This window comes from Streptomyces wuyuanensis (assembly GCF_900103455.1).
GTDB lineage: Bacteria > Actinomycetota > Actinomycetes > Streptomycetales > Streptomycetaceae > Streptomyces > Streptomyces wuyuanensis.
The window spans coordinates 133,032-159,695 of record NZ_FNHI01000006.1 but is presented as its reverse complement, the minus strand read 5'-3'; the positions used below and the strand labels follow the sequence as shown (position 1 = coordinate 159,695).

Here is a 26,664-nt window from a genome sequence, read left to right as displayed (position 1 = left end):
CCGCGTCCCGTACGGCGCCCGGGTCACCGGCCGCGTTCACGTCGTCCCGTACGGCGCCCGGGGTCACCCGGCCGCGTTCACGTCGTCCCGGTCCGTACGCGCACGCACGCCGGAGACCATCCGGCGGCGTGCGGCGCTCCGTGCCTCGGTCGCCCGCGCCGCGCCGACGTGCCGGACGACGGCGGAGACGTCCGCCACGCCCGAGACGCCCCAGGCACCCGGGCCGGGACGGCAGTAGACGGGGAGGCGGCCGGGCCGGACTGCCCAGCGGCCGTCGCGCGCGGGGTACGAGATCGTGCACAGGGCCGGGGCGTCGAGGCGCCAGAAGGCCCGCGCCGGCGCCGACAGGGCGTGCACGAGCAGGGCCCGGACGGCCGCCGCCTCGGCGATCACCAAGACCTGGCCGGTGTCCGGCGGCAGCCCGTCCAGCCAGTCGGCGGTACGGCGGCACAGCCGGCGTACCGACTCACCGCCGTGGGGTGTGCCGTCCGGATCACGGAGCCAGGCCGTGAAGCCGTCGGGGTCGGCGGCGGCGACCTCCTCGACGGTACGGCCGCGCCAGGCGCCGTAGTCGATGTCGCGCAGCACGGGCTCGACCGCAGGTTCCAGTCCGAGGGCGGCGGCGACGGTCGCGCAGCGGGCCGAAGGTGCCCGGAGGGAGGGCACGTACGAGGGCAGCGCCGCACGGGCGGCGCCGGCTTCCCGCAGGACGCGCTCGCTCGGGGGCCCGTCACCGAAGACCGCGCTCCGGGTGCCTCGCGTGCCGTCCCCCGCGGCCGCACAGAGAAGCGTCAGGCGGACCGTCATGACGACCGACCTCCTTCCGGGTCCGGCGGTGCGCCGGACTCCTGCCGCCGCCGGTCAGCTGATCGGCGGGCGTGTGTGGGGCCGCGCGCAACAGGTGCGCGAGCGGCCGCCGGCGGGGCCCGCAGGGGCTGCGGACCCGCCGAAGATCGCAAGGGCGCGGGTGAGGACGATCCCGACGGGCCGGACCGTCGGCGGCACGCGCCGGCGGGAGCTGTCCGCGGCGACTGCGGCGGACGGCACGGTCTGCTGGACGTCGGGCCTCATGCGCTCCAGCGTCGGGCACGGCCGCCCGGACCGACCATCCGGCAGGTGTCCGGACCGCCCCCGCCGACTGGCCGGTGGGGGCGGCGGGGCGGCGTCGGAGCGCCAGTGCCCGAGCGGTGCCGTGCCGTACCGGGCCGGGCCGTACCGAGCAGGTGGCCCGTACCCGTGGCCGGCGTCGGAGCGCCAGCGCCCGAGCGGTGCCGTGCCGTACCGGGCCGGTGGCCCGTGGGCTCCCTCCCATGCCCCTGGTCGCCGCCGGGGCCGCGAACGCATCGGGAGTTGCCGCGGACCGGGCGATCGCGATGTCATCGGCGGGCGGACCCGGCGCTTGAACTGAACCCGTCGGCGGGCCGTACAGGTAGTCGCGGGCATGACGGCCCTGTCGTCATGCCGATCAACGGCCCTGCGCGGAAGGACCTTCGGGTGGCGCTCTGGACACGCTCAAGCCGCCTGCCGGCCCAGGCCACGGCTCCGGCCGTGGAAACCGGGACGCACGGCGGCACGGATGCCGACGACCGGCCGGTGCCCGACGGCTCCCGAGGCGGTCCCTCGGCAGGCCGCCCGGACGGCGGTGCCGAGGCAGAGCAGGGGGAGCACGGGGCGGGTGCCGGTCAGGGCGTCATGAGCGACGACGCCGGGGGTGCCCCGGCCGACGGCGCCGCTGACGCGAACGCCCGGACCGACACCGAGCTCCGGCCCCAGATCCAGACCCAGGGCGATGAGTGCAAGGACCGGCCGGCGACGGCCGGAAGCGTGGGGTGGCGTGGCCGTCACCCGGTCGCGGCGCGCGTGGTCCGCCACGGCACAACCACCCTGGCCGTCCTGCTCGTCCTCGCCGCGCTGCTCCTGCCGAACAAGGTCGGGCATCTCACGGCGCCGATGTTCCTCCGCCTGCCGGGTGAGGGGATCTGGGCCGTCGCCGCGCTGCTCCTCCTGGGACCGGGCCGGACCGGCCGGGTGAGGCGCCTCGTCCCGGCGACCGCCGGGACGGCACTGGGCCTGATGGTCGTAGTCAAGCTGCTCGACATCGGGTTCGACGCCGTCTACAAGCGACCGTTCGACCTCGTGCTCGACTGGATCCTCCTCGACGACGGTCAGTCGTTCCTCCGGGACTCCATGGGTCCGGCCGGCGCGATCGGCGTTGTGATCGGGGTCGTCGTCCTCGTGATCCTGCTGCTCGTCCTCACGGCGTGGGCTGCCGTACGGCTGAACCGCGTTCTGGCCGGACACGGTGCCGCGGCGGCGACAGGCACGCTCGTGCTCGGGACCGTGTGGGTCGTGTGCGCCGCGCTGGGGGTGCGGAACACGGCCGTGCCCGTTGCGTCCGGCAGTTCGGCCGAGTTCCTCCAGGACCGGGTGCAGCAGGTGCGCGCCGGGCTGCGGGACAAGGAGGAGTTCGCCCGGGAGTCCGCCGACGACGACTTCGCCGACGTACCCGCCGACCGGCTGCTCACCGGACTGCGCGGCAAGGACGTCCTCTTCGCCTTCATCGAGAGCTACGGGCGAAGCGCGGTCCAGGACCCGGAGATGGGGCCGCGGGTCTCCGCGCTGCTCGCGGACGGGGACCGCCGGCTGCGAGCGGCCGGCTGGTCCTCCCGGAGCGCGTTCCTCACGTCGCCGACGTACGGCGGCGGGAGCTGGCTGGCGCACTCGACCTTCAACTCGGGCCTGTGGATAAAGAACCAGCAGCGGTACCGCAACCTCACCTCCGGCGACCGGATGACGCTCACCAGTGCGTTCCGGAAGACGGGGGCCTGGCGGACGGTCGGCATCATGCCCGGCGTCACACGGTCCTGGCCGGAAGGGAAGTTCTACGGCCTCGACCACGTGTACGACTCGCGCACCATGGGCTACAAGGGGCCGAAGTTCAGCTGGACTCCGGTGCCGGACCAGTACAGCCTCTCCGCTTTCGAGCGGCTGGAGCACGGAAGGCCGGGCCGCGGACCGATGATGGCGGAGATCATCCTCGCGTCGAGCCACAATCCGTGGGCGCCGATCCCGAGGACGCTCGGCTGGGACGAGATCGGTGACGGGTCCGTCTACGACGCCGTCAAGGAGGAGGGCAAGGACCCCGAGGAGGTCTGGAAGGACCCGGCGCAGGTCCGCACGGAGTACCGGCGTGCGATCGAGTACTCGCTGACGAGCCTCATCACGTACGTGGAGAAGTACGGCGACGAGAACACCGTGCTGGTGTTCCTCGGCGACCACCAGCCCGTGTCAACGGTCACGGAGGACAAGCTCGGCCGGGACGTTCCCGTCACCATCCTCGCCCGCGACCCGGCCGTGCTGGACCGCCTCTCCGACTGGGACTGGCACCCCGGTCTCAAGCCCGGCCCGGACGCGCCGGTCTGGCGGATGGACGCTTTCCGCGACCGGTTCCTCGCCGCGTACGGGGACCGACCGGGAGCGGCGTCGGCGGCGACGGGGCGCTGAGAGGACTTCGCGCGCCCGGACGGGGTGAGCCCCGCCGACGAGCCGGCCGCCTGCCGTGCCTGACGAGTACCCACCATGCCCGACGTCTGCCGCTCCCCACGCACCCCATGCCCGGCCGCCCATGCACGTCCGTCCGCCCCTCGCGCCGGCGCCCGCGCTGCGTCCTCGGCGACTCCGTACCCGCCACGCACCCCACGCCCCGCCGCTCGGCCGCCCGGCCGCCCGCGTCCGTCCCACCCCTCGGCCCGGCGCCCGCACCCCCGCTGCCGCCCCGGCAGCTCCGCACCCCGCCATGCGAAGGGCCCCGGCCGTCCCCGGCCGGGGCCCTCGCCGCACCGGCCGGGACGGTGGCGGGCCCCCCGCGCCCGCCACACCTTCGCCTCGGCCGGCGGGTCAGACCCCCTCGTGCGCCCGCTCCCGTACCACCGCGACGCGCGGCCGGGACGTACGCGCGACCGGGGCGCCGTCGCGGGACCTGACGCACCAGAGGCCCCTGATGTCGCGGCCGAAGGACCAGACGAGCGAGGCGAGTGCGCCGAGGACGAGCAACCAGGCGGCCACGACCGGGAGGAGGCCGGCCGCGGCGACGAGCAGGACGATGCCCTGGAGCGCGGCCACGGTCTTGCGGGCCATGCTCGGCGGCAGCGGACCGTTGAGCCACGGAAGTGCCTGCGCCGCGGCGACGAACACGTACCGCATCGCGCCGATCAGCAGCACCCACGCGCCCAGCGAGCCGGCCACGTGGACGCTGAGCACGAGGATGAGGAACGCGTCAGCCTCCATGTCGAAGCGCGCGCCCAGCGCGGACTCCGTCCCGGTGCGCCGGGCGACCTGGCCGTCGACCGCGTCGAGGACCAGTGCCACCGCCGTCAGCGCGACGAGGGCCGCGGTCCGGGGCCCGCTCGCGAAGGACTCCGCGACCAGCGCGGTCACCCCGCCGACGAGCGTCGTCCGGACCAGCGTGACGGCGTTCGCGGGACCGAAAGGCCTCGGCGGCCACGACCGGTGCAGGGCACGCGTGAGCAGCGCCCACGTCGCGACCGTGAACGCCGCGCCCGCCAGCCAGCCGGCGGTGCCCAGTCCGGTCGCCGCGTCCAGCAGGATCAGCAGGACCGTCTGCGCGCCCGCCCCCGCTGCCGTCTCCGGGCGCAGCAGCCGAGTCTCGTAGGTGCCGATCAGGGCCACCGCGGTACCACCCTCCGGACGTGTGACAGAGTCGACGAGTGCCGCGTACGGTGTGCGCGGTCTCATGATTTTCAGAACGTAAACCGTCGCGGGAGTGTTCAGAGGGAGGTCGTGGATGAAGCGCGTCGCACGCGCCTTCTGGCTCAAATCCCCAGGTCAGGGCGAGATTCGGGATGTTCTTCTGGCGGAGCCCGGCGAGGGCGACGTGGTGGTGCGCAGCCTCTGCTCCGGGGTGAGCCGCGGCACGGAGAGCCTCGTCTTCCGCGGCGGGGTGCCGGAGAGCCAGTACGCGGCGATGCGGGCGCCGTTCCAGGAGGGCGAGTTCCCCGGTCCGGTCAAGTACGGCTATCTCAGCGTCGGTGTCGTCGAGGAGGGTCCCGCGCGGCTCCTCGGCAGGACGGTGTTCTGCCTCCATCCGCACCAGAGCCGTTACGTCGTTCCGGCGAGCGCGGTCACCCCGGTGCCGGACACGGTGCCCGCCGGACGGGCGGTGCTGGCGGGGACCGTGGAGACCGCGGTGAACGCCCTGTGGGACGCCGCGCCCCTGGTGGGCGACCGGATCGCGGTCGTCGGCGCCGGGATGATCGGCGGCTCCGTCGCCGCGCTGCTCGCCCGGTACCCGGGCGTGCGGGTGCAGTTGGTCGACGCGGACCCTGCACGGGCCGCCCTGGCCGAGGCGCTCGGGGTCGACTTCGCCCTCCCGGAGGAGGCCCTCGGCGACTGCGACCTCGCCGTGCACGCCAGTGCCACCGAGGCCGGTCTGACGCGCTCGCTGGAACTGCTCGCGCCGGAGGGGACGGTGCTCGAGCTGAGCTGGTACGGCGACCGGAGGATCAGCGTGCCGCTGGGCGAGGCCTTCCACTCCGGCCGGCTGGTCCTGCGCGGCAGTCAGGTGGGACGGGTGGCCGAGGCCCGGCGTTCCCGCCGCAGCTACGCCGACCGTCTCGCGCTCTCGCTCGACCTGCTCGCCGACCCCGTGTTCGACGCGCTGATCACGGGTGAATGCGCCTTCGAGGAGCTGCCGTCGGCGATGGCGAGGATCGCCGCGGGTGAACTGCCGGGCCTGTGCCACCGGGTGGTGTACGACGCTTCGTAGCCGGGTCCGGGTCGCCGCTGGGCGGCCGGATCCGGGTCGCCGTGCCCGCGAGCTGCCGGGCGACCCCCGGCGTACGGCGTTCGGCACCCCGTTCGAGCCCGTACGCAGCACCCCGTCCCCGGCGGAAATCCGAACGACCTGCGTCTTTGAACGCGCAGTACTCTCCGGCCGTACTGATGGACACGGCCGCCCGCCGGCGGCCGAGCCGTACGACCGGGAGGTCACAGCCGTTGTTCAGCGTCACCGTCCGTGAGCACCTGATGATCGCTCACAGCTTCCACGGCGAGGTCTTCGGGCCCGCGCAGCGTCTGCACGGAGCGACGTACCTCGTCGACGCCACCTTCCGCCGTGCCGAGCTGGACGACGACAGTCTCGTCGTCGACATCGGCCTCGCCACCGCCGAACTGGGCAAGGTTGTCGGCGAGTTCAACTACCGCAATCTGGACGAGGTGCCCGAGTTCGCCGGCATCAACACGTCCACCGAGTTCCTCGCCAAGGTCATCGCCGACCGGCTCGCGGACCGGGTGCACTCCGGGGCGCTGGGCGAGGGGGCGCGGGGGCTGTCCGGCGTGTCGGTCACGCTGCACGAGTCGCACATCGCGTGGGCGAGTTACGAGCGGGATCTGTGAGAGCGGGCTCCGTGAGCACGCGTCCCCAGGACGGCACCGCCGCCGGAACCCCGGACCGCGTCGTCCGGTTCGTCATGCCGGGGGGCGTGGACGACCCGGCCGCGCCGAGCGGCGGAAACGTCTACGACCGCCGGGTGTGCCGTGAGCTGCCCAGGATCGGGTGGCAGGTCCACGAGCACGCCGTCGCGGGCACATGGCCGCGGCCCGGTGCCGTGCCGCGGGCCGAACTGGCCCGGGTGCTGCGGGAGTCCGCCGACGGCAGCCTGGTCCTCCTCGACGGCCTCGTCGCGTGCGGTGTGCCCGACGTCGTCGTACCCGAGGCCGACCGGCTGCGGCTGGCGGTACTGGTGCATCTGCCGCTGGGCGACGAGACCGGGCTCGACCCGGCCGTGGCCGCGGAGCTGGACGCCGCGGAGCGCACGACGCTGCGGGCAGCGGCGGCGGTCGTCGCGCCCAGCGAGTGGGCGGCGGGACGGCTCGTGGAGCACCACGGGCTCGACCCGGAACGGGTGCATGTCGCCGTCCCCGGCGCGGATGTCGCGCCGCTCGCGCCCGGCACCGCCACCGGCGCGCCGGCGGTGCCCGGTGCGGCGCGGGACGGTGACGGCCCCCGGCTGCTCTGCGTGGCCTCGGTGACCCCGCGCAAGGGCCAGCACCTCCTGGTCGAGGCGCTGGCGACCGTCGCCGGACTGCCCTGGACCTGCGACCTCGTGGGCGGCACCGGCCACGATCCCGGCTATGTCGCCCGGCTCCGGGAACTGATCGCCGAGCACGGCCTCGGCGACCGGGTGCGCCTCGCCGGTCCCCGGTCCGGTCCCGAACTGAACGCGAGCTACGCGGCCGCCGACCTGCTGGTGCTCGCGTCGCACACCGAGACCTACGGAATGGTCGTCACGGAGGCGCTCGCGCGCGGTGTCCCCGTGCTGGCGACGGCCGCGGGCGGGCTCCCGGAGGCTGTGGGGCTGGCGCCCGACGGCAGTGTGCCCGGCACGCTCGTGCCGCCGCGCGACCCGGCGGCGCTCGCAGCGGCGCTGCGGCGCTGGCTCGCCGTGCCCGGCGAGAGGCACCGCTCGAAGACGGCCGCGCGACGGCGGCGCACCGCACTGGCCGGCTGGGAGACGACCTCCCGGAGCCTGGCCAAGGCGCTGGAACAACTCCGGCAGAACCCCCAGGAGGCCGTGTGAGTACGACCGATGTCACGCGCTACGCGCCGGAGTGGCTGGCGCTGCGGGAGGCCGCCGACGCGGCGGCCCGCGCGCCCGAACTCCTGGAACCGCTGCGGCTCCGTCTGCCCGGTTCCGGCGCGGCTCCGGCGGACCGGCACGGGCGGGTCGCCCCGCTGGTGATCCGGGACCTCGGCTGCGGCACCGGTTCGATGGGACGCTGGCTGGCGCCCCGGCTGAGCGGCCGCCAGCACTGGATCCTGCACGACCACGACCCGCGGCTGCTCGAACTGGCCTCCACCCGGCTGCCCCGTACGGCAGCCGACGGCAGCCCCGTCACGGTCGCGACGGAGCGCGGTGACGTCTCCCGGCTGACGGCGGAACGCCTCATGGGCACCTCGCTGGTGACGGCGTCCGCGCTGCTGGACGTGCTCACCCGGGAGGAGCTGGACGGGCTGGTCGCGGCCTGCGCCGGGGCCGGCTGCCCCGCGCTGCTGGCGCTGTCGGTGGTGGGGCGGGTGGACCTCGCCCCCGCGGACCCGATGGACGCCGAGATCACCGACGCCTTCAACGCCCATCAGCGTCGTGAGGAGCACGGCCGCAAGCTGCTCGGGCCCGACGCGGTCGCGGCGGCATCCGTCGCCTTCGCCCGCCGGGGCATGACCGTGCGGGTGCAGACCAGCCCGTGGCGGCTGGGCGCCGGGGCGGGGGTCTCCGCGGACGCGGCGGCGGCCCCGGGGGCCGCGGACGGTGCCGGCCGGGCGCCCGACGAGCGGTTGTCCCGACGGCTCACCGCGGAGTGGCTGCGGGGCTGGGTCGGCGCGGCGTGTGAGCAGCGGCCGGACCTCGCCTCCCGCGCCGACGCCTATCTGCGGCGGCGTCTGGAGGCCTGCGAGGCAGGCGAGTTGAGCGTGGTGGTCCATCACAGCGATGTGCTGGCGCTGCCCGGACGGACGGGCGGCAGCTCGTGATCAGGGCGGTCCGGGGGCGTCTCGGCATGCTCGCCGGGGCGGCGCTGGTCGCGGCGACGCTGTGGTGGCAGGGCACGGGCGCGTTCGTGGACGGGCTGCGCGGCATCGACGCGCCCACGCTGCTGGCCGCCCTGGGCATCGGCCTGTTCACCACGGTGCTGAGCGCGTGGCGCTGGTGCCTGGTGGCACGGGCGCTGGACATCCGGCTGGCGTTCGGCGCGGCCGTCGCCGCCTACTACCGATCGCTGTTCCTGAACGCCGCGCTGCCCGGTGGGGTGGCCGGTGACGTGCACCGGGCGGTGCGGCACGGGCGCAGCGCCGGCGCCCTGGGCCGCGGGGTGCGCGCGGTCGTCCTCGAGCGTGTGGCCGGTCAGGCGGTCCTGGTGGCCGTCGGTGCCGTGCTGCTGGTGGCGCATCCGTCCGGGCCGCTGGACCGGGCCGGGGGTGCCGTGCGGGACTTCGTCACGGCACCGGGCGCGGCCGCGGTGCTCGCCGTGGCGGCCGCTCTGGTCGCGGTCGTCGCCGTACGGCGGCGGGGCGGGCCGGACACCTCGCGGTGGGGCCGGGCGCTCCGCGGCACGCTGGCCGAGGCACGGGTGGCGTTCCTCGGCCGGCGCCACGGTCCGGCGGTGCTGGTCTCGTCCGTCGCCGTGCTGGCCGGGCACCTGGGAATGTTCCTCCTCGCCGCCCGGGCCGCCGGGTCGGCGGCCTCCGCCGCCGAGTTGCTGCCCCTGATGGTGCTGGCGCTGCTCGCGATGGCCCTGCCGCTGAACGTGGGCGGCTGGGGGCCCAGGGAGGGTGTCACCGCCTGGGCCTTCGGCGCCGCGGGCCTGGGCAGTGCCCAGGGACTGAGCACTGCCGTGGCCTACGGGCTACTGGCCTTCGCCGCCGCCCTCCCCGGAGCCGCCGTGCTCGCCGTCCAATGGTTCGCCGGACTGCGGGGCGCGCAGGTCGAGTTCGAAGAGGGTGTCCTCGCCGAGGAAGGCGCGGCGCACGGGCGGCCGGAGCGCGTCCCGCATCACGTCGGGGCCGGGGAAGGCGAGACCGGGCACGCCGTCGCCGATGAGCACCGGCGCCACGGTGACGTACAGCCGGTCGAGGGCGCCCTCGTGCAGGAAGCGGGACACGGTCACGCCGCCGCCCTCCACGAGCACCCGGCCGAGTCCCCGGCGCGCGAGTTCGTGCACCAGGCGGCGGGGGGCGAACGCGGCGGAGTCGGGGAGGACCAGTACGTCCACTCCGCTGCCGGCCGCGCCGTCCGCCTGCCCGTGCCCACTGCCGGCGCCCACCACCCACAGGGTGGGGGCCGCACCGTCGGTGAACACCTGCCGGGTCGGCGGGACGCGGCCGTGCGGGTCGAGGACGACGCGCACCGGGTGCGGGCCGGGGCAGGCGCGGACCGTCAGCCGGGGGTCGTCGGCGACGGCGGTCCCGGCGCCGACGACCACCGCGTCGGAGAGCGCGCGCAGCCGGTGCAGGTGTTCGCGGTCCTCGGGGCCGGTGACGTAGTCGGCGTCGCCCTTGCGGGTGGCGATGAATCCGTCGAGGCTCTGGCCGAGTTGGGCGAAGGTGAAGCGAGGTCCGGCCAGGCACAGCGGCAGATAGCGCTCGGCGAGGAGGTCCGCCTCGGCGGAGGCGTCCTGCGTCCACCGGTGCCGCCCGTGCGCGTCGCGGAGAAGTCCGGCGGCCTCGGCGTCCGCCTCGGTCCGTATGCGCAGCAGGCGCTCCCAGGCACCGCGCGCGTCGAGCGCACCGGCCGGCCGGTCGAGGGGAAGTCCGCTCATCGGGCCACCTCCCCGGCCGGGGCGGCGGAACGTTCCGGCGCCAGCAACGAGAAATACGCACCGAAGGAATCGACGAGAGTGGCCAGCAATTCCTTGCCCTTCTCCGCCGATGCCAGAGAAGGCCGGCCGACCACACCGGTCTCCGTGTAAGGGCGCAGACCGAGGGTGAGCAAATGCTCCCGGTCGTCGGCGAGGAAATCGGAGGTCATATGACCGGGGCGTACGAGTTCGGGATGGTCATGCAGCAGAATCGAAGTCTCCACTTCACCCGCGTGCATATCGCTGTGCGACGGGGTCTCCACACCGGCGCGTTCCCGTGCCGCACTCCAGTCGGCCGATCCGGGGAAAAGAGCCATGCGGACGCCGGTGCCGAGGGACTCCTGAACCACGTTGCGCAGGACGTAGTTTCCGCCGTGCCCGTTGATCAGCACGAGATTGCGCACACCGGAACGCCGGAGCGATTCGGCGATGTCACCCACCACGGCATGGAGCGTCGTGGCGGAAATGCTGACGGTGCCCGGCCAGGCCGAGTGCTCGTGCGAGCAGGAGAACGTCACCGGTGGCAGCCGGTGGACCGGGTACGCGGCGGCGACCTCACGTGCGATCGCGCAGGCGATCAACGTGTCGGTGGCCAGGGGGAGATACGGGCCGTGCTGCTCGAAGCTGCCGATCGGCAGGACGGCGACGTCCGCTCGTCCCGCACCCGCGTCCCGGGTCGTGTCCAACGGCAGCAGGCCGAGTTCCGGCGGCCGTACCTGCGGGTCGGTCATGTTCCCGCCCCTTTCTTTCCGCGCACTTTCTGCGTTCCATGAGATGCGGCCGACCGGAACCGGCTTTAAACACCGGTCAGTCGAGATCTCCACACCGAAGACAACTCCCGCCAGAGGCTACCCGATAGGATCCGGCCATGACAGACAGCGATGGCACTCTCCGCATGGACGCTCGCGCCAAGAACACCGAGCGCATGGCAACTGTCCAACTGTCCACCAAATACGGTGTTTTCCGCGCCATCGGCTACCTGGATCGCATTCGCGGTGACGAACAAATCGCGCTGGTATACGGCGACATCACGGGAGAGGACGTTCTGGCCCGACTGCATTCGGAGTGCCTCACCGGTGACGCGTTCGGTTCACGCCACTGCGAGTGCGGCGACCAGCTGTCGGCGGCACTGCGCGCGATCGTGAGCGAGGGCCGCGGCGTCCTCGTGTACCTCCAGGGCCACGAGGGACGCGGTATCGGTCTGCTGGCCAAGCTCCAGGCGATGCAACTCCAGGCGGAGGGAATGGACACCGTCGAGGCGAATCTCGCGCTCGGCCTCCCCGTCGACTCCCGCGACTACGGAGTCGCCGCGGACATGCTGCACGACCTCGGCGTCCGGTCGGTACGGCTGATGTCGAACAACCCGCTCAAGCGGGAGGCACTGCTGCGGCACGGCATCGAGGTCAGCGAGCAGGTCCCGCTGCTGACGCAGCCCCGTGAGGAGAACATCTTCTATCTGCGGGCCAAGCGGGAGCGCATGGGCCATCTCCTCCCCCATCTCGACCGCCCCCCGCTGGACCGCACGGCGGACCAGTCCTGAGTACGCAGTGACCGGCGGGCCGCTCCCCGCGCACCCGAAAGGCCCCTCACCGCACGGTGGGGGGCCTTCGTGTGCGCCCCGACCCCGAGGAGCCCCTGAGATCTCCCCCCCTTCGACCCTGAGATGTGTCAGTTCTCTTTGACAGGTGCCCCGGGGGGTGTCAGCTTTGACTGACAGGTAGCCGCGAAGGGAGCGTGATGACCGGAGGCACGGCGCCGCACCCGACGGGGGACGAACTGCTGCGGATCCTCGCGGCGCTCGGCAATCCGCACCGGCTGCGGATCGTCGCGGCGCTCACCGAGGGCGGCCGCAACTACGTCAGCAGGCTCGCCCGCGAGCTGGGCATCGGACGGCCCCTGCTGCACATGCACCTGCAGCGGCTGGAGGCCGCCGGGCTCGTCGCCGGCTCGCTGGAACAGGCGGCGGACGGAAAGGCCGTGAAGTACTTCGAGGTCACCCCGTTCGCCTTCGCCCTGACCCCGGAAGCGGTCGCACAGGCGGCCGCGACGATCACCCAGGAGGAGAAAGAGACCGTGAAGGAGACGGCGAAATGAACTCAACGGACTGGGCCGGAGCGGTCGGTGCCGGCGGTGTCTTCCTCTTCCTGATGGTCGTCGTGTGGCAGGTCGCCGCGACCTGGCGGGCCAGGATGCTCGCGGCCCGCGAGGAGCAGTACAAGCGGCTCGCGGCCAGGTACGCCGAACTGCTGGAGGACAACGTCGAACTGCACCGGCGCACGCTGGAGGAGCTGACGCAGGCCCGCGCCTCGATCACCTCGATGGAGAAGATGATGCGCTCCATCGACTGAGGTCCTTCGAGCCCTGCGGGCACGGCACCGGGCCGTGCGGACGGCAGGCACACCCACGAAGAACGGCACGGCCGGGAGCGGCAACTCCCGGCCGTGCCCATGGAGAACACTCCCAGGCGCCACGGCACCCGTGACTCCGCGGCAGGTCGGCAAACCCTCACGCCGCGGTGCGGGTCCCGTGCGCCCCGAACTCCACTCCCAGGAGACTACTCATGAACGCGCTGCTCACGCGCGTGGCCACCGCACCAGGGGGCCGTCGCACCAAATGGCTCGTCCTCGCGGCCTGGCTGCTGCTCGCCGTCGCCCTCGGTCCGCTCGCGGGCAGGCTGGGCGAGGTCGAGGACACCGGCGCCAACGCCTTCCTCCCGCGCGGCGCCGAGTCCGCCCGGGTCAACACGGAGCTGGAGAGGTTCCGTACGGACACGATCATGCCGGCAGTCGTCGTCTACACCGGGGACGGTGCACGGGCGAAGGCCGAGGCCGACCGAGCCGCCTTCGCCGGGTTCGCGGCCGAGGGCGAGCGGGTCGCGCCGCCGCTCCCGTCCGACGACGGCCAGGCGCTGATGACCGTGGTCCCGCTCTCCACCGAGGAGGACGGGCTGACGGGCACCGTCGACGAGATGCGCCGCATCGCCGGCGAGGGCGCCCCGCCGGGCGTGCGGGCCGAGGTCGGCGGTCCGGCCGGCTCGCTGACCGACCAGGTCGCGGTGTTCGACTCCCTCGACTCCACGCTCATGATCGCCACCGGTCTCGTGGTGGCCGTACTGCTGCTCGTCACCTACCGGAGCCCCGTGCTGTGGCTCTTCCCGCTGCTTGCCGTCGGCTTCGCCGCCGTGCTCACCCAGGTCGGCACGTATCTGCTCGCCAGGTACGCGCAGCTGCCCGTCGACCCGCAGAGCGCCGGCATCCTCATGGTGCTCGTGTTCGGCGTCGGCACGGACTACGCGCTGCTGCTGATCGCGCGCTACCGCGAGGAGCTGCACCGCCACGAGGACCGGCACAGGGCGATGGCGGTCGCGCTGCGGCGCTCCGGGCCCGCGGTGCTGGCCTCCGCCGGGACGATCGCCGTCGGGCTCGTCTGCCTCGCCCTCGCGGACGTCAACTCCTCCCGGTCGATGGGCCTCGTCGGCGCGGTCGGGGTGGTCTGCGGCTTCCTGGCCATGGTCACGGTGCTGCCCGCGCTGCTGGTGATCGCGGGCCGCTGGGTGTTCTGGCCGTTCGTCCCGCGGTACGGCACCCCGGCCCGCAAGGCGCGTACCGTCTGGTCCCGCGTCGGCGCCGCGGTCGCCCGGCACCCCCGCTGGTCCTGGCTGATGTCCGCCGCCGTCACCTGTGTGCTGGCACTCAGCGCGACCGGGATCGGGATGGGCCTGCAGCAGTCCGAGATGTTCCAGGACAAGCCCGAGTCGGTCGTCGCCCAGGAGCGGATCTCCGCGCACTACCCTTCGGGCGCCGCCGACCCGGCCAGAATCGTCGTGAAGGCGGACCGTGCCGCCGAGGTCGGGGCCCTCGTGTCCGAGGTGCCGGGCGTCGCCCGGGTGGAGAACGGCGGCCGCACGCCCGGCGGTGAACTCGCCGCGCTCTCCGTGGTGCTGGCGGACACCCCGGACAGCGGTGCCGCCAAGGACACCGTGGACCGGCTGCGCACGGCCGTGCACTCCGTCGACGGCGCGGAAGCCCTCGTCGGCGGAACCACGGCGCAGACCCTGGACACCCAGCGTGCGGCCGCCCGCGATCTGCGCACGGTGATCCCCGCCGTCCTCGCCGTCGTCCTGCTCGTCCTGGTCTGGCTGCTGCGCTCGCTGGTCGGGCCGCTGCTGCTGCTCGGCACGGTCGTGCTCTCCTACTTCGCCGCGCTCGGGGCCTCGAACCTCCTCTTCGAGCACGTCCTCGGGCACGCCGGAGTCGACTGGTCGATCCCGCTGATGGGCTTCGTCTTCCTGGTGGCGCTCGGCATCGACTACAACATCTTCCTCATGCACCGGGTACGGGAGGAGACCGGTCGCGCCGGGCACGTCCGGGGCGTGCTGGAGGGCCTGACCAGCACCGGCGGCGTCATCACCTCGGCCGGTGTGGTCCTCGCGGCGACCTTCGCGGTCTTCGCGGGTCTGCCGCTGGTGACCATGGCCCAGATGGGGGTGCTCGTCGGCATCGGGGTCCTGCTGGACACCTTCCTGGTCCGTACGGTGCTGGTGCCCGCCCTCGCCCTGGACCTCGGCCGCTGGTTCTGGTGGCCGGGCCGCCTCTTCCGGGAGCTCGGCCGACCGGACGGCCTGCCCCGCACGAGCGGGGAGCGGGAGCACGCACCCGTCTGAGCGGTGAACGGGCCGGGCCGGCGCCGGTCCGGCCCGTTCGCCCGCCCGCCGCGGCCTCCTCGTCGGTCGCGCGGACCACGGGTCGTCCGTAACCTAATGAGGTACTTTGTCGCTTCTGGCGGCCGACGGGCGGGCTCCGGCACCGACGACCGGCGAGTGCGCAGACGAGGATCGAGAGCCGACGTGAACATCCCCCGTACCCCTCGCCGGGCCACGGCACGGGTGAGCCTGGCCGCCGCCCTGGTCGTGGCCGCGGGCGCGTGCGGCGGTGCCGACGCCGGCTCCGGCGACGGCGGGGGCGACGGGCTGTCCGGCACGATCAGGGTGGACGGCTCCAGCACGGTGGCCCCGCTCTCCACGGCGGCCGCCCAGCTCTTCCAGCAGCGCAACCCCGGCGTGCGGATCACGGTCGGCACCTCCGGCACCGGAGGCGGCTTCGAGAAGTTCTGCAACGGCGAGACGGAGATCGCCGACGCCTCGCGGCCGATCACCGCCGAGGAGCAGGCGCGCTGCGCGGAGAAGGGCGTGGGGTACGAGGAGTTGCGGATCGCCAACGACGGCCTGTCCGTCGTGGTGAGCAAGGACAACGACTTCGTCGACTGCCTCACCGTCGAACAGCTGCGCAGGATCTGGGAGCCCGGCTCCCGGATCGACAACTGGAACCAGGTCGACCCCGGCTTCCCGGACGTCGAACTGGAGCTGTTCGGCCCCGGCACCGACTCCGGCACCTTCGACTACTTCACCCAGGCCGTCAACGGCGAGGAGGGCGCCTCCCGCACGGACTACTCCCCGAGCGAGGACGACAACGTCACGGTGCAGGGCGTCTCCGGCTCCCGGGGCGGCCTGGGCTACTTCGGGCTGTCGTACTACGAGGAGAACAAGGACCGGCTGAAGCTCCTGAGGATCGACGGGGGAAACGGCTGTGTCGCGCCCACGGGGACCACCGTCCAGAACGGCACCTACCGGCCCCTTTCACGGCCGCTCCTCATCTATCCCAGCGCCGCCGCCCTCGACCGGAAGGAGGTCGAGGCGTTCGTGGAGTACTACGTCGAGAACAACGCCGGCATCGCCAGGGCCGCCCAGTTCGTCCCGCTCAGCTCCGCCCAGGAGGCCGAGCTGCGGCAGGACCTGACCAGGCTGCGCGAGCAGCACTCGCCATGACCTCGCGAACTCTGCGCCGACGGGCCGCTGCGGGAACCCCCGGCTTCCTGAAGCGGTCGCAGCCGCGCTGGACCGAGCGGGTGGTCAAGGTCCTGCTCGTGGCCGCCGCGCTGGTCTCGGTGCTGACCACGGTCGGCATCGTCGTCGCGCTGATCCCCCCGGTCGTGGAGTTCTTCGGCAAGGTCGACCTCGGGGAGTTCATCACCGGCACCGACTGGTCACCGCTGTTCGAACCGCCGCACTTCGGTGTCCTGCCGCTGGTGACGGCCACGCTGGTGGTCACGGTCATCGCGCTGCTCGTGGCCGTCCCGCTCGGCCTCGGCGCGGCCGTCTACCTGAGCGAGTACGCCGGCCACCGGGTCCGCGGGACCTTCAAGCCCGTGCTGGAGGTCCTCGCCGGCATCCCCACCGTGGTCTACGGCTTCTTCGCGCTCAAGGCGATCACCCCGTTCCTCCAGCGGTTCTGGCCGGGCGACGACCCACCGGAGGTCTTCAACGCCCTCTCGGCCGGCTTCGTCATGGGCATCATGATCATCCCGACGATCGCGTCGCTGGCCGAGGACTCCATGGCCGCCGTGCCCCGCTCGCTGCGCGACGGCGCCTACGCCCTCGGCTCCTCCCGGATGCAGGTCTCGACCAGGGTCGTGTTCCCCGCGGCGCTGTCCGGCATCGTCGCCGCTGTCGTCCTCGGAGTCTCCCGCGCCATCGGGGAGACGATGATCGTGGCGATCGCGGCCGGCGGCCGCCCGAACCTCACCTTCGACCCGCTCGAGGGAATGCAGACGATGACCGCGTTCATCGCCGCCGCCGGCATCGGCGACCTGCCCACCGGGTCCACCGGCTACCAGACGATCTTCGCCGTGGGCCTGCTGCTCTTCGCCATCACGCTGGTGATGAACCTGATCAGCATCCGCCTGGTGCGCCGCTACCGCGAGGTGTACGAATGATCCCCACCGCGGTCACCTCCGACCCGCCCGAGATCCCCCGGCTGAAGGGCCGGGGCACGCCGCTGCGCGAGCAGTTCTTCCGGCTCAGCCTCTGGGCCTCGCTCGCCATCGGGGTGGTCTTCCTGGCCGGTCTGCTCACCTATGTGGTCGTCGAGGGCTGGCCCCGGCTGAACCCGAAGCTGTGGACCAACTTCCCGGACATCATCGACCCGTCGAACGCCGGCGCCCAGTCGGCGATCACGGGCACGATCTGGGTCATCTCCTTCACCGCCCTGTACTGCCTGCCGACCGGTGTGCTCACCGCGATCTACCTGGAGGAGTACGCCGACCGCGACCGGTGGTGGAACCGTGTCGTCGAGATCAACATCCAGAACCTGGCGGCCGTCCCCTCCATCGTCTACGGCATCCTCGGCCTGGGTGTGATCTCCCGCGGACTGGGCTTCGGGCAGACCGTGCTCACGGCCGCGCTCACCCTGTCCCTACTGGTGCTGCCCATCGTGATCATCTCGTCCCGGGAGGCGATCCGGGCGGTGCCCCAGTCCATCCGGCAGGCATCCCTCTCGCTGGGCGCCACCCAGTGGCAGACCATCTGGCGCCAGGTGCTGCCCGCCGCCGTGCCGGGCATGGCGACCGGCTCGATCCTCGCGCTGTCCCGTGCCATCGGGGAGGCCGCGCCGCTGCTGCTGCTCGGCGGGCTGACGTTCATCACGTTCAACCCGACGGGCGTCCACAGCCAGTTCACGGTGCTGCCGATCCAGATCTTCAACTGGATCAGTCAGTCCCGAGCCGAGTTCACCGCGCTCGCCTCCGCCGCGATCGTCGTCCTGCTGGTGATCCTGCTGGTCATGAACTCGCTGGCGATCTGGCTGCGCAACCACTTCACCCGCCGCTGGTGACTGCCGTGCCACCGAAGACCCCGTGTGAGGAAGCCCCATGACCACCCCTCCCGGCCACGGACCCGGCGGCACCAGGCCGCCGCAGCCGGCCCGCAGCGTCACCCTTCCACCGTCCGAGACGGTCTTCGAGGTCGGCGGTCTGTCCGTGTTCTACGGCGACCACGAGGCCGTGCGCGACGTCAACATGAACATCGGGGCCCGCCAGATCACGGCGATGATCGGCCCCTCGGGCTGCGGCAAGTCCACCGTGCTGCGCTGCTTCAACCGGATGAACGACCTGCTGCCCGGGGCCCGTGTGGCCGGCAAGGTCCGCTACCACAACGAGGACCTGTACGGACGCGAGGTCGACCCCATCGAGGTCCGCCGCCGCATCGGCATGGTCTTCCAGAAGCCCAACCCGTTCCCCAAGTCCATCTACGACAACATCGCGTACGGCCCCCGCGTCGGCGGCTTCAAGGGCAACCTGGACGACCTGGTGGAGGAGACGCTGACCCACGCGGCGCTGTGGGACGAGGTCAAGGACAAGCTCAGGACGTCGGCGCTGGCGCTCTCCGGCGGGCAGCAGCAGCGGCTGTGCATCGCCCGGACCATCGCGGTCGAGCCGGAGGTGATCCTGATGGACGAGCCGTGCTCCTCGCTGGACCCGATCGCCACGGCGAAGATCGAGGACCTGATGGAGCACCTGGCCCAGGAGTTCACCATCATCGTCGTCACGCACAACATGCAGCAGGCGGCGCGGGTGTCGGAACAGACCGCGTTCTTCAGTTCGGAGATCGACGGGAGCGGAGTGCGCCACGGCCGGCTCATCGAGTTCGACGAGACGGGCACGCTCTTCAGCAATCCGTCCGACCAGCGTACCGAGGACTACATCTCGGGCCGTTTCGGCTGACCGCCGCCGCGGCGGCGGCCAGGCGCCCGGCCCCGGACATCGGAGCCGAGGCGTCAGGCACCGGGGCATCGGAGCCGAGGCGCACGGCGCCCGGCGTCAGGCGTCAGGCGTCAGGCGTCAGGCGTCAGGCGTCAGGAAAGCGTGGCGACGATCTTCCGGACCCGGCTGGCCACGCTGTCCGGGAGCGGCGCGTAGTGGATCGCCGGCAGCAGCCCCTGCCCCTCCTCGCCGGCGGTGTACGCCAGGAACGACTTCAGCGCCGGAAGGCTCGTCGGGTTGTTCCCCGTGTCGCAGACGACCTCGTACGTCACGAGCACGATCGGGTACGCGCCGTCGGCGGAGGTCCCGTGGTCGAACTCCAGCTTCATGTCGCTGCCCCGGCCGACGACCTTCGCCTGGGCGATGCCCCGGGAGGCGCTCTCGGCACTCGGCGCGACGGGCTCCGCCGCGCCGGTGTCGATGCGTACCGTGTCGATCTTCCGGGTGGCGGCGAAGGACAGCTCGAAGTAGCCGATGGCTCCCTGGGTGCCGGCCACCGCCGAGGCGATCCCTTCGGAACCGGCCGCAGAGTGGCCGCCCTTGGCCTGCCAGGCCTTCTCCGCCTCGTACGGCCAGTCGTCGCCCGCCGCGCCAGACAGATAGGCGTTCAGGTTCTGCGTCGTGCCCGAGTCGTCCGAGCGGTGCACGGCGGTGATCGCGAGCTCGGGAAGCCGCACGCCGGGGTTGAGGCGACGGATGTCGGGGTGGTTCCAGGTGGTGATGCGGGAGTCGAAGATCCCCGCCAGGGTGGGGGCGTCGAGGACGAGGCCGTCGACGCCCGGGAGGTGGTAACCCAGGGCCACGGGCCCGCCGGCCATCGGCAGGTCGATGGCCCGGCCGCCGGCGCAGAACGTCCGGGAGATCTTGACGTCCTGTTCGCCCAGCCCGCTGTCCGTGCCGCCGAAGGCGGTCGCTCCCCGCAGGAACTGGGCCACTCCGGCGCCGGACCCCACGGCGTTGTAGGCGATCCGCACACCGGGGCAGGCGCGCTGGTACCGGTCGATCCAGTGCTTCATGGCGTTCTGCTGGGCGGTCGAGCCGGAGCCCTGCACCTTGCCGGACTCGGCGCAGTCGATGTCCGCGGACACCGGCGGGGGGCCGGCCTCGGCCCGCTCCTCCGCCGGGCCCTCCCCCGCACAGCCGGCCAGTGCCAGTGCGGCCGCGACGGCGGCCGCTGCCGGGCGTACCCATCGGTTCGTACGTCTCATGCGTCCCACGGTTCTGCGCCCGCCCCTCTTCTCCCCCTGGGATCGTCGTCGATCCCGCCGCGGACCGGGTGACGGCCGGGCGAACATCAGTCGACGTGCGGCCGACCACTGTGCTGCGCTCGGCCGGCCGGCGACGGGCGGGACCCCGCTCGGCGGCAGGCCGTCGCCGGGCCGTCTCCGGGCAGCGGCTACGCCTTTCCGGCGCCGTTCCCCGGTGGTGCCGCGTCCACCGACGTGTCGGGGAAGGAGTGGTGCTCGTGGGTGACGACCCACCGCCCGTCCCGCTTGCGCAGTCCGACCGTGAGCCGCAGTCGCAGGTCCGGCCGTTCGGCCAGTTCGCGGGGGGTGCCGCAACGCAGCAGGGCGTGGGCGAAGGCCACGTCGCCGCCTGCGGTCACGTCGAGCGAGTCGATCGCGAACGAGGCCCCCTGCCGCTGCCACGCGAAGAAGGGCGGCCAGGCCGCACGGTAGGCGTCGATGCCCCGGACGCCTTCGAACGGCGGAGGCACGTCGAACATGACGATGTCGTCCGAGTGGTGCGCGAGGACAGCGTCCAGATCGCCCGCGTGCACGGCGGCGGCCCACTGCTCGATCAGGTTCCGGATCTCGTCCTCGTCGCCGTTCACCACTGGTTCAAGCTCCTCGTGTCGCCGCTCGCACGGTCGTTCCCGTCACCGGTGCCGTACGCGGTTCGCCGCCGGCCCCGGCACCGCCCTTGTCATGGGCCCGCCCACCTGGTTGGGTACCGCGGACCCGAGACGCGGAGGGCGAAGAGATGACGACGGCGGCCGGACGGGGAACACTGGGCACTCTGCCCGAGGGGCTCGGTGACGCGATACGCGACACGGCGGCGGAGATCGCCGCGCTGCTGTCCGGCGCGGCGGACACCGGCATCGCGGTGCCCGGGTCGGAGTGGACCGTGGGCGAGGCGGCCGCCCATCTGGCGCAGGCCAACGAGCTGATGGCCGACATCGCGGCGGGCCGTGAGCGCCGGCACGGGGACGGCACCCCGCAGAGCCTGGCCGCGGCCAACGCCCTCGCACTCGCCGGTTTCGCCGAGCGGGGCGCCGACCCTCTGGCCGCGATGATCGTGGAGCACGCCGAGGCGTTCGTCGGGGCGGTGGCGGCCCGGGACGCGCGGGAGGACCGGGAGCCGGCCGCCCCCGGCGAGCCGCTGCACACCCCGCTGGGCCCGATGGACCTGGCGACGCTCGGCTCGTACCTGCTGACGCACATGCTGGGCCACGGCTGGGACCTGGCCCGCGCCCTGCGTCGTCCGCACATGGTGGACCGGCGCCGGGTCGAGCTGACGTTCCCCTTCCTGATCACGGCGATGCCTCGGGTCCTCGACGCCTCCGCCGCCGCGGGTCTGACGGCGCGTTACGAGATCCGGCTGTGGGGCGGCGCCTCGTTCGGCGTCACCTTCGCCGACGGCCGGCCCGTCGTGGAGGCGCGCACGCCGGAACGACCGGACTGCACGATCCTGACCGAGCCGGTCGCGTTCCTGCTGATGGCGCTCGGCCGCCGCGGGCCGTGGGGCGCCATGGCCCGGGGCGGCGTGCTGGCCTGGGGGCGCAGGCCCTGGCTCGCACCCCGTTTCCCCACGCTCTTCGCCGCCCCCTGAGCCGCCGGACCCGCGTTCGGAGTGCCCGCGGCGCGCGGGCGGTACGACCGGCCGCGGGCCGGGCACGGATGCGTCCATGCCCATGCTCGTCGGAACCTCGGGATGGCAGTACAAGGACTGGCGCGGCATCCTCTACCCGTCCGGGGTGCCGCAGCGGCTGTGGCTGGAGGAGTACGCCCGGCACTTCGCCACGGTGGAGAACAACAACGCCTTCTACCGGCTCCCCGCCGAGGACGTCTTCGCCTCCTGGCGCGACCGCACGCCCGGGGACTTCGTCATGGCGGTCAAGGCGAGCCGGTATCTGACGCATCTGAAACGGCTGCACGATCCCGAGGAGCCGGTGGAACGGCTGATGGGCCGGGCGGAGGGGCTCGGCGGCCGGCTCGGGCCCGTCCTGCTGCAACTGCCGCCGAACTTCCGGGAGGACACCGCGGCGCTGGACGCCTGCCTGCGCTGCTTCCCGCGCCGTGTCCGGGTCGCCGTCGAGCTGCGCCACCCGTCGTGGTGGGACGCGGAGCGTGAGCTCCGGGCGGTGCTGGAGCGCCACGGCAGCGCGCTGTGCTGGGCGGACCGGGGATCCCGCCCCGTCACCCCGCTGTGGCGCACGGCGGGCTGGGGTTATCTGCGCCTCCACGGCGGGCTCGCCCAGCCCCCGCCGCGCTACGGCCGCCAGGCGCTGACGGCGTGGGTCCGGCGGCTGGCCGGTGCCTGGCCCGACACGGACGACGTGTTCGTGTACTTCAACAACGACACGGGAGGGGCGGCCGTCGTGGACGCCGCGAGGTTCGCCCGCGCGGCTGCCGCCGCGGGCCGGACCGTGACCCGTACGCCCGGCGCCACGGGCTGACGTCCGGGCCCGGAACAACCCGGCCGCTTCCCGAACTTCCGGTATACAGTGCAAAAATCGTTGCAACTTCAATGAGTGGGGGGCCTCTCATGGCACTGTTCGGGAACGCGCACACGGTCGATCCGGACAAGGCACAGCAGGACTACGCGCGGCTGCTGGGGCAGGGGGAGCAGGTGCACGCCGCGTTCCTGCTGATCCGCGACACCATCCTGTTCACCGACCGCCGCCTCCTGCTGGTCGACAAGCAGGGCATCACCGGCAAGAAGGTGGAGTACCACTCCGTCCCGTACCGCAGCATCACCCACTTCGCGGTGGAGACGGCCGGCACGTTCGACCTGGACGCGGAGCTGAAGATCTGGATCTCGGGCAGCGCCGCGCCGATCCAGAAGACGTTCACCAAGGGTGTCGACATCTACGAGGTGCAGGCCATCCTCACGCAGTTCGTGACCCGGTAGGACCGTGACGGAGTGCGCCCCGGCGGTCCCGCCGGGGCGCACTGGCCGTTCGGACGGCCGTCGCGTCAGCGGCCGGCGCGCTCCATCACGGCGCCGAGGTCCACGAACTTGAAGCCGGTGGCCTCGCGGTCGCCGTCGCCCGGTGTGTCGTGCCCGTCCTGCACGACGAGCAGGCCGTTCGGGTACTTCGCGCCGAGCGGCGCGTTCAGCACGGCCGCGCCGTCGGACTCCTCGGAGCCGTCCAGGGCGGCCGAGGCGGCGGTGACGCGGAAGCCGCCCTCGTACGCGTTGCCGTCGCCCACCTCCCGGTCGTAGAGCGCGAAGGTGTCGTCGCCCTGACTCGACGCCAGGAGGTAGCCGTCGCCGCCGGGCTCGGTGAGCAGGGTCAGCCCCTCGACGTCGGCGGACAGGCGCTTGCCGCCGAAGCCGGGGTCCGCGCCCGCGACGCACTCCTCGGTCGCCTCGTCGTAGGCGGCGGGGACGCCGAACTCGCGGACCTTGTCGACGAGCCGGGGAGTGCCGGTGAGGTCGGCCCGGACGCGCCAGATCCCGACGTCCTCCTGGCCGGCGTAGAGCATCCCGTTCGCCGGGTCGACGACCATGCCCTCGACCTGCGGCGCGTCGCCGGGTTCACCGCACGGCGTCCAGGAGGTGCCGTCGGGCAACCGGAAGGAGGACGGCAGCCGCAGCGCGCGCACCGTGCGGTAGGTGACCGTGCCTGCGGCGGTCGGCCGCAGCTCCAGCAGCGCGACCTCGGTGCTCGCGCGGCGGCTGACCAGCGCGTACGAGCGGCCGGCCCGGTCGGTCCAGGTGGCGAGGCCATAAGCGGTCCGCTGCCCGTTGATCTCGGCCTGGTCCCGGGAGAAGACCGGGGGCGCGGCGGGGTCGGTGATGTCGGCGAGGGGACCGCCGGCGCGTCCGCGGTCGATGCGGTGGACGCGCAGCCGGTCGTGGCCCCGGTCGGTGGTCACGGCGACGTCGGCCCGGCCGGACGGCAGCCGCAGTCCGTGCACGAGGTCCACGTTGTTGAAGCGGCCGGGTGCGTCGCCCGGACGCCCGGGGCCGGGTGCCGCGATCGACTGCACCGGACGGGCGTCCAGGTCGTACACCCGCAGTCCGCCCTCCTTGGCCGTCGCGATCACCAGGCTGCGTCCGGGGTCGGCGGTGTTGCGCCAGATCGCGGGGTCGTCCGCGTTGGCGTTGCCGCCCGCCTCGTCGTCGTACAGCGTGGGCGCCTCGGCCGTGGGGGTGACGGCCGGCAGGGCGGCGGCGGTCGGTACGGGGGACGCGTCGGAAGACTGCGCGGCGGCCGGGAGGGCGGCGGACGCCACGAGGACCATGCCCAGCACGGCGACGGCCGGCCGGACGGGAAGGGGGCTGCTCACGAAGCACTCCTCCATGTCGGGACTTCATGTCGGGAACATGACGACTTCCCGTTGAGGATGGAATCGGCGGATGAAGGCCCGGCGTCCGGCACACGGTGCCCGCGTGTGCACGCCGTGAACTTGGCCGACCTCCGCCGGGGAGGGCAGTATCGATGGTGAAGGCCCGATCCACCGGCGTGCGCCCAACGACCGCTTCTCCGCCCTACCGCGCCGACGGCCCACCCCCGGAAACCGCGCTCCGGCGGACCGGGGACCCGCGGCGCCGGCGCAGGAGGTGACACCACCATGAAACTCCCGACCGACCGTGCCCGACACTCGACCGGTCCCGAGGCGGGCAGCGCTCCCGTCACGGTCGGCGCGGCAGACGCGGGCGTGCTGCTGCTCCGGCTGGCCGTCGGCCTGATCCTGGCGGGGCACGGGGCCCAGAAGCTGTTCGGCTGGTTCGGCGGCCCCGGCCTGGAGGCGACGGGCAAGGGGTTCTCCCAGCTCGGCTGGGATCCCGGCGTCTTCTTCGCCGGCCTGGCAGGCGTCTCCGAGTTCCTGGGCGGCCTGGGACTGGCCGCCGGTCTGCTCACCCCGCTCTCCGCGGCGGCCTGCATCGGCGTCATGGTCAACGCCATGGCGGTCGCCCCCGACATCGACCTGTGGTCGGCTGCCGGCACCGCCTTCGCCTACCCGATGCTCCTCGCCGTCGGTGCGCTCACGGTCGCCGCGGTCGGGCCGCTCGGGCTCTCGCTCGACGCGCGCTTCCCGTGGCGGAACGGCGGCTGGGTCCCGGCGGGCGTCGCCCTGGTCCTGGGGGTCGTCGGGGCGTTCATCATCCTGGCGCTGAAGTAGCCGGGGCGGCTTCCCGGTTCCGGGCGGACCCGCGACCTGCGCGCGGCCTCCGGTCGGACCGCAGTGATCGCGGAGCCGGCGACCGCGAAATAGGCTGTTCCGTGCCGGCTCGCCCAGCCGGGCCGGCGATCGAGCGACCCCGCCAGACGAGGTGCAGGCGATGTCCGACAGGCGTCCACGCGCGACACGGGCGGGCAGGTGGCCGCTCCGGACATCCGGTCACGCCCGGCAGCCGGCCGACCCGGCTCCCGAGCACTCCATGGACCCCCGCGCGGAGCACGAGTCCCAGGAACCGGCGCCGCTGGAGCGCAGCATCGTGGACGCCGCGCTCTACCGCGACGGGCGCCGGATGGAGACGCCCACCTCGCTGGCGGAGATCTACCACCGGCTCCCGGGAGAGCCGGGCACGATGGCCTGGATCGGGCTGTTCCGGCCCTCCCCCGCCCAGCTGTGGGAGGCGGCGGAGCAGTTCGGGCTGCACGAACTGGCCGTCGAGGACGCCATCGTCGCCCATCAGCGCCCCAAGCTGGAGCGGTACGGGAAGACGCTCTTCGTCGTGCTGCGCCCGGCCCGGTACCTGGACGAGGCCGAGGAGGTGGACTTCGGCGAGATCCACGTCTTCGTCGGCCCGGAGTTCGTCCTCACCGTGCGGCACAGCCAGACCCCGGACCTGGCGGTCGTCCGCAGCCGGCTGGAGGCCGACCCGGACCTTCTCGCCCTCGGCCCCGAGGCGGTGCTGTACGCCATCCTGGACGCGGTCGTCGACGGCTACGCCCCGGTGATCGCGGGTCTCCAGCACGACATCGACGAGATCGAGACGGAGGTCTTCCGCGGCGACCCCCAGGTGTCCCGGCGGATCTACGAGCTGTCCCGCGAGGTCGTCGACTTCCAGCGGGCCACCCGGCCGCTGCTGGCGATCATGAACGGCCTCCAGGCCGGCTTCCAGAAGTACGGCACCGACGAGGAGCTCCAGCGCTATCTGCGGGACGTCGCCGACCACGCGACCACCGTGGCCGAGCGGGTCAACGGCTTCCGGCAGGCACTCGGCGACATCCTCACCGTCAACGCCACCCTCGTCTCGCAGGCGCAGAACGAGGAGATGAAGATGCTCGCCGAGGCCGGCCACGCCCAGAACAACGAGATCAAGAAGATCTCCAGCTGGGCCGCCATCCTCTTCGCGCCCACCCTCATCGGCACCGTCTACGGCATGAACTTCGTCCACATGCCCGAGCTGGACTGGCGCTTCGGTTACCCGTTCGCCGTCGCGCTGATGCTGCTGGTGTGCGTCAGCCTGTACTTCGTGTTCAAGCACCGGGACTGGCTCTAGCCGGCCTCCCTCCGG

25 protein-coding genes and 1 pseudogene are annotated in these 26,664 nt (G+C 73.1%); 19 read left to right on the top strand and 7 right to left on the bottom strand.

The window, feature by feature from the left end:
- Window positions 1-63: 63 nt before the first annotated feature.
- Window positions 64-807: a histidine phosphatase family protein gene (locus BLT82_RS11355; protein ID WP_093653790.1), complete on the bottom strand. Its 744-nt coding sequence runs from the start codon at window positions 805-807 to the stop codon at window positions 64-66.
- A 651-nt stretch (window positions 808-1,458) separates the two neighbouring features.
- Here BLT82_RS11355 and BLT82_RS11350 point away from each other — a divergent pair.
- Window positions 1,459-3,504, top strand: a complete 2,046-nt coding sequence (locus BLT82_RS11350; protein WP_244291919.1) for an alkaline phosphatase family protein — start codon at window positions 1,459-1,461, stop codon at window positions 3,502-3,504.
- A 393-nt stretch (window positions 3,505-3,897) separates the two neighbouring features.
- Here BLT82_RS11350 and BLT82_RS11345 read toward each other — a convergent pair whose 3' ends face one another.
- Complete coding sequence (locus BLT82_RS11345; RefSeq protein WP_093653789.1) at window positions 3,898-4,689, bottom strand: CDP-alcohol phosphatidyltransferase family protein; 792 nt, start codon at window positions 4,687-4,689, stop codon at window positions 3,898-3,900.
- 115 nt (window positions 4,690-4,804) lie between these two features.
- Here BLT82_RS11345 and BLT82_RS11340 point away from each other — a divergent pair, with 115 nt between their 5' ends.
- The 5 genes and pseudogenes from BLT82_RS11340 to BLT82_RS11320 all read left to right on the top strand — a co-directional run.
- Window positions 4,805-5,785, top strand: a complete 981-nt coding sequence (locus BLT82_RS11340) for a zinc-dependent alcohol dehydrogenase (RefSeq protein ID WP_093653788.1) — start codon at window positions 4,805-4,807, stop codon at window positions 5,783-5,785.
- Between the two features lie 230 nt (window positions 5,786-6,015).
- Window positions 6,016-6,414 carry a 6-pyruvoyl trahydropterin synthase family protein gene (locus BLT82_RS11335; RefSeq protein ID WP_093653787.1) on the top strand — a complete coding sequence of 133 codons (399 nt, stop codon included), beginning with the start codon at window positions 6,016-6,018 and terminating at the stop codon, window positions 6,412-6,414.
- Complete coding sequence (locus BLT82_RS11330; RefSeq protein WP_093653786.1) at window positions 6,411-7,598, top strand: glycosyltransferase family 4 protein; 1,188 nt, start codon at window positions 6,411-6,413, stop codon at window positions 7,596-7,598. The genes BLT82_RS11335 and BLT82_RS11330 overlap by 4 nt, the downstream gene beginning before the upstream one ends.
- Window positions 7,595-8,548 carry a methyltransferase domain-containing protein gene (locus BLT82_RS11325; protein ID WP_093653785.1) on the top strand — a complete coding sequence of 318 codons (954 nt, stop codon included), beginning with the start codon at window positions 7,595-7,597 and terminating at the stop codon, window positions 8,546-8,548. Before BLT82_RS11330 ends, BLT82_RS11325 begins: the two co-directional genes overlap by 4 nt.
- A 26-nt stretch (window positions 8,549-8,574) precedes the next feature.
- A pseudogene (locus BLT82_RS11320) lies at window positions 8,575-9,519 on the top strand (lysylphosphatidylglycerol synthase transmembrane domain-containing protein); the annotation flags it as partial.
- On the opposite strand, the gene BLT82_RS37840 reads toward BLT82_RS11320, so the two are convergent.
- Entirely contained in the window at window positions 9,421-10,332 is a 912-nt protein-coding gene (locus BLT82_RS37840) for a RibD family protein (RefSeq protein ID WP_093653921.1), read from the bottom strand. The pseudogene BLT82_RS11320 and the gene BLT82_RS37840 sit on opposite strands and share 99 nt — an antisense overlap.
- Window positions 10,329-11,102, bottom strand: a complete 774-nt coding sequence (locus BLT82_RS11310) for a creatininase family protein (RefSeq protein ID WP_093653784.1) — start codon at window positions 11,100-11,102, stop codon at window positions 10,329-10,331. Before BLT82_RS11310 ends, BLT82_RS37840 begins: the two co-directional genes overlap by 4 nt.
- Window positions 11,103-11,239: 137 nt before the next feature.
- Here BLT82_RS11310 and ribA point away from each other — a divergent pair, with 137 nt between their 5' ends.
- The 8 genes from ribA (at window position 11,240) to pstB (ending at window position 18,927) form a co-directional block, all read left to right on the top strand.
- Window positions 11,240-11,911, top strand: a complete 672-nt coding sequence (gene ribA, locus BLT82_RS11305) for a GTP cyclohydrolase II (RefSeq protein WP_208867842.1) — start codon at window positions 11,240-11,242, stop codon at window positions 11,909-11,911.
- A 197-nt stretch (window positions 11,912-12,108) separates the two neighbouring features.
- Complete coding sequence (locus BLT82_RS11300) at window positions 12,109-12,465, top strand: ArsR/SmtB family transcription factor (RefSeq protein WP_093653782.1); 357 nt, start codon at window positions 12,109-12,111, stop codon at window positions 12,463-12,465.
- Entirely contained in the window at window positions 12,462-12,719 is a 258-nt protein-coding gene (locus BLT82_RS11295) for a hypothetical protein (protein WP_093653781.1), read from the top strand. Before BLT82_RS11300 ends, BLT82_RS11295 begins: the two co-directional genes overlap by 4 nt.
- Window positions 12,720-12,931: 212 nt before the next feature.
- Window positions 12,932-15,034, top strand: coding sequence for an MMPL family transporter (locus BLT82_RS11290; protein ID WP_093653780.1), 2,103 nt, complete (start codon window positions 12,932-12,934; stop codon window positions 15,032-15,034).
- A 183-nt stretch (window positions 15,035-15,217) separates the two neighbouring features.
- Complete coding sequence (locus BLT82_RS11285; protein ID WP_093653779.1) at window positions 15,218-16,195, top strand: PstS family phosphate ABC transporter substrate-binding protein; 978 nt, start codon at window positions 15,218-15,220, stop codon at window positions 16,193-16,195.
- Window positions 16,192-17,142 (top strand): phosphate ABC transporter permease subunit PstC, encoded by a 951-nt coding sequence (gene pstC / locus BLT82_RS11280; RefSeq protein ID WP_093653778.1) that lies wholly within the window; start codon window positions 16,192-16,194, stop codon window positions 17,140-17,142. Before BLT82_RS11285 ends, pstC begins: the two co-directional genes overlap by 4 nt.
- The gene (gene pstA / locus BLT82_RS11275; RefSeq protein ID WP_093653777.1) at window positions 17,139-18,038 is read left to right on the top strand and encodes a phosphate ABC transporter permease PstA; all 900 of its coding nucleotides are present in this window, start codon (window positions 17,139-17,141) and stop codon (window positions 18,036-18,038) included. The genes pstC and pstA overlap by 4 nt, the downstream gene beginning before the upstream one ends.
- Before the next feature lie 37 nt (window positions 18,039-18,075).
- The gene (pstB, locus tag BLT82_RS11270) at window positions 18,076-18,927 is read left to right on the top strand and encodes a phosphate ABC transporter ATP-binding protein PstB (protein ID WP_093653776.1); all 852 of its coding nucleotides are present in this window, start codon (window positions 18,076-18,078) and stop codon (window positions 18,925-18,927) included.
- 131 nt (window positions 18,928-19,058) lie between these two features.
- Here the strand turns inward: pstB and pstS are convergent, their stop codons facing one another.
- Both pstS and BLT82_RS11260 read right to left on the bottom strand, forming a co-directional pair.
- Window positions 19,059-20,174: a phosphate ABC transporter substrate-binding protein PstS gene (gene pstS, locus BLT82_RS11265; RefSeq protein WP_093653775.1), complete on the bottom strand. Its 1,116-nt coding sequence runs from the start codon at window positions 20,172-20,174 to the stop codon at window positions 19,059-19,061.
- 188 nt (window positions 20,175-20,362) lie between these two features.
- Window positions 20,363-20,800 carry a YybH family protein gene (locus BLT82_RS11260; protein ID WP_093653920.1) on the bottom strand — a complete coding sequence of 146 codons (438 nt, stop codon included), beginning with the start codon at window positions 20,798-20,800 and terminating at the stop codon, window positions 20,363-20,365.
- Window positions 20,801-20,949: 149 nt separating this feature from the next.
- Between BLT82_RS11260 and BLT82_RS11255 the strand changes: the two genes are divergently transcribed.
- The 3 genes from BLT82_RS11255 to BLT82_RS11245 all read left to right on the top strand — a co-directional run bounded on the left by BLT82_RS11255 (window position 20,950) and on the right by BLT82_RS11245 (window position 23,100).
- On the top strand, window positions 20,950-21,798 hold the full coding sequence (locus tag BLT82_RS11255) for a maleylpyruvate isomerase family mycothiol-dependent enzyme (protein WP_093653774.1): 849 nt from the start codon (window positions 20,950-20,952) through the stop codon (window positions 21,796-21,798).
- Between the two features lie 76 nt (window positions 21,799-21,874).
- On the top strand, window positions 21,875-22,645 hold the full coding sequence (locus BLT82_RS11250) for a DUF72 domain-containing protein (RefSeq protein ID WP_093653773.1): 771 nt from the start codon (window positions 21,875-21,877) through the stop codon (window positions 22,643-22,645).
- An 89-nt stretch (window positions 22,646-22,734) separates the two neighbouring features.
- Entirely contained in the window at window positions 22,735-23,100 is a 366-nt protein-coding gene (locus BLT82_RS11245) for a PH domain-containing protein (protein ID WP_093653772.1), read from the top strand.
- 65 nt (window positions 23,101-23,165) lie between these two features.
- On the opposite strand, the gene BLT82_RS11240 is transcribed toward BLT82_RS11245, so the two are convergent.
- Window positions 23,166-24,485 (bottom strand): phytase, encoded by a 1,320-nt coding sequence (locus BLT82_RS11240; RefSeq protein ID WP_093653919.1) that lies wholly within the window; start codon window positions 24,483-24,485, stop codon window positions 23,166-23,168.
- A 285-nt stretch (window positions 24,486-24,770) separates the two neighbouring features.
- Here BLT82_RS11240 and BLT82_RS11235 point away from each other — a divergent pair, with 285 nt between their 5' ends.
- Window positions 24,771-25,322: a DoxX family protein gene (locus tag BLT82_RS11235; RefSeq protein WP_093653771.1), complete on the top strand. Its 552-nt coding sequence runs from the start codon at window positions 24,771-24,773 to the stop codon at window positions 25,320-25,322.
- Between the two features lie 160 nt (window positions 25,323-25,482).
- Entirely contained in the window at window positions 25,483-26,649 is a 1,167-nt protein-coding gene (locus BLT82_RS11230) for a magnesium and cobalt transport protein CorA (RefSeq protein ID WP_093653770.1), read from the top strand.
- Window positions 26,650-26,664: the final 15 nt, after the last annotated feature.